Origin of the sequence: Photobacterium sp. OFAV2-7, from assembly GCF_022347985.1 — a bacterium.
Lineage (GTDB): Bacteria > Pseudomonadota > Gammaproteobacteria > Enterobacterales > Vibrionaceae > Photobacterium.
The window spans coordinates 1-7912 of sequence record NZ_JAKRFQ010000137.1 but is presented as its reverse complement, the minus strand read 5'-3'; the positions used below and the strand labels follow the sequence as shown (position 1 = coordinate 7912).

Genomic DNA, 7912 nt, shown 5'->3' with positions numbered 1-7912 from the left:
AAAACCTACGTGGCCACCGTATGGACTGAGATGGTAGTCGATATTCTCGGGCAGGGACTGGGTCGGAATAACGGCCGAGGTCATGAACGGATCATCGGCGGCATGGATGATCCGCAGCGGTGTCTGTATGTCCTGAAGCTTGTTGATGCCGCTACAGCGGCGGTAGTAATCGGCTGCATCTTCGAATCCGTGCAGTGGTGCGGTGACCTGTTCGTCAAATTGCCACAGCGAGCGGATTTCTTCTACCTGGCTGGCTGTAATCGGCATCTTGCCCGGCAGGGCAGCAATTTTACGGCTGAGGTTTTTTTTCATCGAGCCCAGCAGGTATTGCTGGTAGACCCGGGAAAAGCCCTGTTGGATCCGCTCCGAGCAGGAGGCCAGATTCAACGGCGGAGAGATGACCTGCGCGGCTTTAAGCTCACACTTGCTCTGATGTTCTGCCAGATAGTTAACCAGCATATTGCCGCCCAGGGATACCCCGACGGCAAAAAGCGGCGTGTCAGGAAACTGTAGCCGCAGCCACCGGATAAAAAAGGCGGCATCCGTGGTTTCACCTGAGTGGTAGCCCCGTGCCTGGCGGTTAATCTCGCCGCTGCAACCGCGAAAGTGCATCATGACCCCAAGCCACCCCTGCTGGCTGGCGGCATGCAGCAGCCCGTTGGCATAGGGGCTGTGAAAGCTGCCTTCCAGGCCATGGAATAAAATCATGATGGGTTTGCTGGCCGGGTGCAGTGTTGCCGGGCCTGTCCATGCCAAGTCGAGAAAGTCGCCGTCAGGAGTTTCTATCCGTTGCTCTACCGGAGTAAATAGCGGCTTGCGGCGAATAAAGCGTGGCAGCAGTGTCTGTAAGTGGGCATTGCGTAACCCGTTAGCGGGCGCAAAGGGCATCATCGGCAACTCCTCTTCCCGGTTACAGGGGAAAGTCATTCATGGGATCTTTTTTTAACAGCTCTGCCAAGATAAGCAAGCCCTGTTCCAGTTTGCTATGGGTGAAGGGGGCGCTGATCGCGAGCCTGACCGCCGGTGGAATGGTCGCACCCGGCGGGGTAAACATCTCGGCTGACTTTATGATCACGCCCTGTTGTTCGGCTGCCGAGACAAAGTCACTGAGCCGCCAGTAGTCAGGCAGTGTAAGCCAGACATGAAAACTGTCCCGGGTATGCTGAATAGCAAATTCCCCCAGGTGCTGCTCCACCAATTGCTGGCGCTGGTTGATATCGTGGTGGATATCTTGCAGCACCCGGTCAGCATCCCCTTTGTGGATGAGTTCGCAGGCCAGCCCGGTGAGCAGGGGGCTGATCATCAGGCTGTGGTTGTGTAGTGCGGTGTTGAGCCGCTGTTGCAGATTGAGCGGCACCTGGATATATCCCAAACGTAGCCCCGGTGCGAGGCATTTTGACAACCCGCCGACATGGATGACCTGTTCCGGATCGAGGTTGACCATCGGGGCCGGGCGTTGTTGCGGCAGCAGGCCGTTAACATCGTCTTCAACCAGCAACAGCTGGTACTGGCGGCAGATAGCGAGGATGTCATGGCGACGCTGCTCGCTCATGGTGGCAGTTGTCGGGTTTTGCAGAGTTGGCGTGCAATAGAGCATTCTTGGCTGGTATTGACGGCAGGCTGCTTCGAGACTGGCAGGAATGATCCCCTCATGATCAAGGGCAACAGGCTTGACGCTGACTTGCTGCTGCCGGGCGAGGCTCAGAAAACCGGGATAGGTCACCTGCTCGACCAAGACGGTATCTCCCTGGCGGCAGAATGCAGACAGGATCAGTTGGGCGGCATGCTGGCCCCCCGAGGTGAAATGCATACGCTCGGGGTCGATATTCAGGCCTTTAGTTTGCAGCCAGCGAGCAACGACGTTGCGATGGGCGTCCAGCCCCTGCGGATCGTGATACAGCATCATCTGATTGAGCTGGTCAGGGTGGCGAGACAGGTTTTCCATGGCTTGTTTCAGCATCCCGGCACGGTCAATACAGGGGGGAATATTGTGGCCGAGGTTGCAGGCCTCTTCTTCCTGAGCGGAGTAGCTATAGACCCAGCTCGGTGCATCCTGTTGGCAGACAAATGTACCGGCTCCCACCCGTGCCTCTACCAGCTCTCGTCGTTCTGCCTCGGCATAGGCTCGGGTGACGGTGCCTACGGTAACCTTCAGCTGATCGGCGAGGGCGCGATGGGTCGGCAGCTTGTGCCCGGCAGGCAGTTCGCCTGATGTGATTTGCTGCTCGATGGCATCGGCGATCTGGCGATAGAGGGGCTCGGCCTTGTGATCGTTCGTCGAGGCTGTGAGTACAATATTCATGATTGTCATGGTGACAATAAACCTTTTGATCTCAATTAATCTCACTGTTAGGGTTCATTTTGAGCGTTTAGTTATATTTAAGCAACATTAACCGGTAATTGTATCGGTACAATTTTGGTGACAAGGGGTTCTAACCGTGTGGGAGTGGCAATTTATTATTTCTCTGGCTGCGTTTGCTGCCACGATGACCGGGACGCCGGGGCCGAACAATTTAATGGTCACAGCCTCCGGGGCTAATTTTGGGTATTGGCGGACTTTGCCCCATATGATGGGGATTGGACTGGGGCTGGTATCGATGATAGTCCTGGTGGCGGCAGGACTAGGGGTGGTATTTACCCGTTTTCCGGTATTGCATGAGCTGCTTCGCTGGTGCGGCAGTGCGTACCTGCTGTATCTGGCCTGGAAGATTGCCACTGCAGGATCAGCGGTCCGAACGGAACAGCCAGACAGCCGGCCAATGACATTTTGGGCGGCGGCGATGTTCCAGTACGTCAATCCGAAAGCCTGGATGATGTCCGTGACGGCGATCAGTACCTTCACGGTAGCCGGAGAGCTCTACTGGCAATCAGCGGCACTTGTTGCCGGGATATTTTTCCTGATCTGTTTTCCGAGTGTCTCTGTCTGGGCTGGTTTTGGGTCTTTGATTGGACGTTGGCTGCACAGCAGTAGAGCACGCCGGCTATTCAACGGTGTAATGGGCGCGCTGACAGCAGGCTGCGTGGTGATGATTTGGTAGCGTGTGCTATGACAGGTTCTGAAGATGAGGCAATATTGATGTGGCCCCGAGCTGTCGGAAGTAACGGGTAAGGTTAGTCGGTGTGATTGTCTTTGTACCAGTCTCTGTGATCGGTACTGAACTTGGGAGAGACCGATTAAGTTGCTCGATCAGCGCATGCTGCTGGCTTTTTTCCAATTCCAGTTCGAAAGTGAGTAACTGCTGGTAGCCCGCCTGGTCCAGCTGGGGTTTTAGCTGCTGGCGCATGGTGCGGTATTGGTGTAGTTGCTTGTCGCTGGCGACGAGGCTGGCTGTCAGCGCATGGATTTGCTGATCGGCCAGCTCAATATGCAGGGTATCCAGCCAATGCAGTAGCAGGGCAAGGTTCACATTGCCCTGATAGGTGTTTTGCAGTGTCAGGCAGGCTTGTTCGACGCCAGCCCGAGCATAATGGCTCAGGCTGAACTGCCAAAAATCCTCTGCCGAGAAAACAGCAGGCCGAGGCATTATATTAGCTATTGCCCTGGAACTGGGCTTCCATTGCTTCTAGCTCTTCCTGCAGCTCCATCCACTCCATCTCGATCTCTTCCAGTGACGACTTGGCATCTCCCTGACGCTTGAGCTGTTCGTTCAGGCGCACTTTGTTCTCGGCATCGTATATTGCCGGATCGGATAGCTCGGTTTCGGCCTGCTCGACTTCGGCAGCCAGCTTTTCCATTTGCTTGTCCAGCTTGTCGATTTTCTTGCGCAGTGGGGCCGTTTGTTTGCGGAACTCGGCTTCCAGGCGTTTTTGCTCCTTGCGCGAGGCTGCACTGTTATCCTTGGTGGTTTCTGGCTTGGCCGCCTGCTGTTCCCGGCGTTCACTGCGTTGCTGTTCGGTGAGCCACTTATGGTAATCATTCAGGTCACCGTCGAACGGCATGACCTGGCGGTCATGGACCAGATATAGATCATCGGTGGTGGCACGCAGCAGGTAGCGGTCGTGGCTGACGATGACCATGGCCCCTTCGTAAGACTGCAGGGCCAGTGTCAGTGCCTGACGCATATCCAAATCCAGGTGGTTGGTCGGTTCATCGAGCAGCAACAGGTTCGGGCGCTGCCATACAATCAGTGCAAGTACTAGGCGGGCTTTTTCGCCGCCCGAGAACGGGCCGACTTTATCGAGGGCTTTGTCGCCGACAAAACCGAAGCTACCGAGGTAGTCCCGAAGCTGCTGTTCGGTCGCCTGCGGGGCAATACGCGCCAGGTGCTGGACCGGTGTGTCATCAAGTCGCAAGGTCTCTAGCTGGTGCTGGGCAAAGTAGCCGATCTTGACGCCTTGCGAATAGGTCAAATCGCCGGCCTGGGCCGGGAGCTCGCCAGACAGCAGCTTGATTAAGGTTGATTTACCGGCACCGTTTCGGCCAAGCAGACCGATGCGGCTGCCTGGAACAAGGTTGAGGCGAATTTTTTCCAGGATTAGGTTATCACCGTAACCGGCCGCAACCTCATCCATCATCATGATCGGGTTGGGTAGGGCAGACGGTTCGCGAAACTCGAAGCTGAACGGGTTGTCAAACTGGGCCGGTAGCACTTTTTCCATTCGCTCCAATGCTTTGATGCGGCTCTGCGCTTGACGGGCCTTGCTGGCCTTGTAGCGGAAGCGGTCGATATACGACTGCATGTGGGCCATTTGCTTCTGCTGTTTTTGGTACATAGCCTGTTGCAGTACCAGCTTTTCCGCGCGCTGGTTTTCAAATGACGAATAGTTACCGGTGTAGCTGTTCAGGGTCTGATTTTCGATATGAATGATGCGGCCGACGACCGGATCGAGGAAGTCACGGTCATGGGAGATCAGTACCAGGGTACCGCGATAGTTCTGAAGCCATTTTTCCAGCCACATCACGGCGTCCAGATCCAGGTGGTTGGTTGGCTCATCGAGCAACAGCAGATCGGAGCGGCACAGTAGGGCCTGGGCAAGGTTCAGGCGCATCCGCCAGCCACCGGAGAACTGGGTCAGGTTCCATTGCATCTGTTCCTGGGAGAAACCCAGGCCATCAAGCAACTCGGCGGCTCGGGAATTGATACTGTACCCGCCGATGGTATCCAGCTTGCCGTGTAACTCGGCGACTTTGTTGCCGTTGTTGGCTTGTTCTGCCGCGGCCAAGTCTTGCTCTAGCTGGCGGTATTCGCGGTCTCCGTCGATCACATACTCAATCGCACTGCGCTCCAGTGCCGGGGTTTCCTGGGCAACCCAGGCCAGCTCCCAGTTGGCAGGAAACTGGCAGGTACCGGCATCGACGCTCAGTTCACCTTTAAGTAATGCAAATAAGGTAGATTTACCACAACCGTTTTTGCCGACCAGGCCGACTTTATCGCCGGGATGAATAGTGGCTGTGGCGTTCTCGAGAAGGGCTTTACCGCCTCGTAGTAGCTGAATGTCCGAAAAGGTAATCATCGACAGTGTCGGGGTAGCCCCGCTCCGCAAAAATAAAGTGCACGAAATGAGCGGCAGTCTATACCAAACGGCCTCTGACTGCTAACTCGATGATAATCGTCGGGCTATATTGAGAAAGATGCAGCTATGAATTGAGATTCAGATGATCCGCTGCCGGAACAATTATGTATGATGTGTATAGAAATCATGATAGACGTTGACCTGAAGGAATAGCCTGCAGGATGTTGTAAGGAATACTATGACCACACAAGGACGGCCAAAGGTATTGGTAATTTATGCCCACCCGGATCCGCAGGAGTCGGTGGCTAACAGCGAGATGCTCAAGGGAATAGAGGATCTCGAGCATGTGACGGTACATGATCTGTATGCGGCTTACCCCGATTTTTTCATCGACATTAATCATGAGCGGGCACTGATCCGCCAGCATGACATTATTGTTTTCCAGCATCCCCTCTATATGTATTCCTGCCCGGCGTTGCTCAAGGAGTGGATGGACGTGATATTGAGCAAGGGCTTCGCCCATGGCGATGGTATCGAAACCAAAGGCAAATACTGGCGTTCGGTGATCACCACCGGCGGTGCAGCGGAAGCCTATACCCCGGACGGATATAACCGCTGCAGCATCGCGGAGATCCTCAAACCCTTCGAGTTGTCAGCCGATTTATGCCAGATGACCTGGCTTGAGCCGCTGGTTCTTCACTGGGCGAGGCGGATCCCGGCCCGGGAGCTTGAGCAACATGTCCAACTCTATCGCCAATGGCTTACTGAACCGCTCTCTGGTGGCGAGGAGGCTGACTATGGCCAGTGATGTACTTTCTGTCAGTGTTGTCTTTCTGGCTGCTGCCGTTGTGGCAGTGCCGATCGCCCAGCGATTGGGGCTGGGCTCGATACTGGGCTATTTGCTGGCAGGTATCGCCATAGGTCCGTGGGGGCTGCGGCTGATTTCCGATGTCGATGCAATTTTGCATTTCTCCGAGTTTGGGGTCGTCCTGCTGCTGTTTCTTATCGGCCTCGAACTGAACCCCAAGAAGCTGTGGCAGATGCGTAAGCCGATCCTCGGGCTGGGAGGCAGCCAGGTCGTGGTGACCAGCATAGTGATTGCTGCCATTGTGATGGCTTGTCGACCATTCCTTCCCGAAATCAGCTGGCGTGATGCTGCTGTGGTCGGGATGGGGCTGGCGCTTTCTTCCACGGCCATTGCGCTGCGGGTAATTGAAGAGCAGAACCTCGACGGCAGCGAAACCGGGCAGTCGGGGTTTGCGGTATTGCTGTTTCAGGATATCGCGGTGATCCCGATGCTGGCTGTCCTGCCGGTGCTGGCAGGCGGCGGCGGGGGAAGCTGGCTTGACTTCGCCTGGATGATTGGTGGCATATTGGCGCTGCTGGTGGGCGGACACTTTCTGCTGCGTCCGCTGTTTCGCTGGGTGGTGCTAAGTGGTGTTCGCGAGCTGTTTAATGTGGCTGCCTTGCTATTGGTGATCGGTATTGCGCTTGGAATGCAGTCGCTGGGGCTCTCGATGGCGCTGGGTACCTTCTTAGCCGGGGTGTTACTGGCCGAGAGCGAGTATCGCCATGAGCTGGAAATTGCTATCGAGCCGTTCAAAGGGCTGTTGCTTGGGCTGTTTTTTATCTCGGTCGGTATGGCGGTTAATCTTGGGCTGCTGCTGGAGTACCCGTTACAAATTTTGCTGGCCGTTATCGCCCTGATCTGCGTCAAGGGACTGTTGCTCTATGGGCTGGCACGGGTGTTTGGGATTCGTGCCAAGTCACGTAGCCAGATGGCCGCTATTCTTAGCCAGGGCGGCGAGTTTGCCTTCGTTCTGTTTACGGCTGCATTGGGTGAAGGACTGCTCGGCAAAGAGTTGTCGGCATTCCTGCTGGTGGTGGTAAGTATTTCGATGATGACCACCCCATTGATCTTGTTGCTTCAGGACAAGTGGTTCATTAGGACATTCAAGGCCGAAGAAGAGGCATTGGAGAGTGATGTTATTGACCGTGAACCGCGGGTGATTATTACCGGTTTCGGACGCTTCGGTCAGGTAGTCGGCAGGCTGCTGTTTGCCAACAAAATCCGGGTAACGGTACTGGAGCGAGATCCGAGCCAGATCCAGTTCCTGCGCAAGTTCGGCTACAAGGTGTACTATGGTGATGCTACCCAGCTTGATTTGCTGCGCGCAGCCGGGGCCGATAAAGCCGAGGCGATAATCATCTGTACCGATGAGCCAGATGAGGTGATGGAGGTTGTCACTCTGTGCCAGCAGTATTTCCCCAATATCAAAGTGCTGGCACGGGCAAGAAGCCGGGTTGAGGCCCATCAGCTACTTAGCCATGGGGTCGAGTGTTTTTCCCGTGAAACTTTTGCCGGCGCCCTTGATTTAGGGCGCCAGGCCCTCATATCTCTGGGTATGCACCCGTACAAAGCCAAGCGGGCCGAGGCACATTTCCGTAAACTAGAGAT

At 55.4% G+C, this 7912-nt stretch carries 7 protein-coding genes; 3 read left to right on the top strand and 4 right to left on the bottom strand.

Annotation, left to right across the window (positions count from 1 at the left end; all coding sequences use genetic code 11):
- Positions 1–891, bottom strand: an 891-nt coding sequence (locus MHN01_RS09890; RefSeq protein WP_239411201.1) for a hydrolase, incomplete at its 3' end; no start/stop codon positions are given.
- Positions 892–910: 19 nt separating this feature from the next.
- Positions 911–2311: a PLP-dependent aminotransferase family protein gene (locus MHN01_RS09885; protein ID WP_239411200.1), complete on the bottom strand. Its 1401-nt coding sequence runs from the start codon at positions 2309–2311 to the stop codon at positions 911–913.
- 127 nt (positions 2312–2438) lie between these two features.
- Between MHN01_RS09885 and MHN01_RS09880 the strand changes: the two genes are divergently transcribed.
- Positions 2439–3038 carry a LysE family translocator gene (locus MHN01_RS09880; protein ID WP_239411199.1) on the top strand — a complete coding sequence of 200 codons (600 nt, stop codon included), beginning with the start codon at positions 2439–2441 and terminating at the stop codon, positions 3036–3038.
- A 6-nt stretch (positions 3039–3044) separates the two neighbouring features.
- On the opposite strand, the gene MHN01_RS09875 is transcribed toward MHN01_RS09880, so the two are convergent.
- Positions 3045–3524, bottom strand: coding sequence for a TIGR02444 family protein (locus tag MHN01_RS09875; protein ID WP_239411198.1), 480 nt, complete (start codon positions 3522–3524; stop codon positions 3045–3047).
- A 4-nt stretch (positions 3525–3528) separates the two neighbouring features.
- Positions 3529–5454, bottom strand: a complete 1926-nt coding sequence (locus tag MHN01_RS09870) for an ABC transporter ATP-binding protein (RefSeq protein ID WP_239411197.1) — start codon at positions 5452–5454, stop codon at positions 3529–3531.
- Between the two features lie 238 nt (positions 5455–5692).
- Between MHN01_RS09870 and kefG the strand changes: the two genes are divergently transcribed.
- Both kefG and kefB read left to right on the top strand, forming a co-directional pair.
- Complete coding sequence (kefG, locus tag MHN01_RS09865; protein ID WP_239411196.1) at positions 5693–6262, top strand: glutathione-regulated potassium-efflux system ancillary protein KefG; 570 nt, start codon at positions 5693–5695, stop codon at positions 6260–6262.
- Positions 6252–7912, top strand: a 1661-nt coding sequence (gene kefB / locus MHN01_RS09860; protein ID WP_239411202.1) for a glutathione-regulated potassium-efflux system protein KefB, incomplete at its 3' end; no start/stop codon positions are given. The genes kefG and kefB, both read left to right, overlap by 11 nt.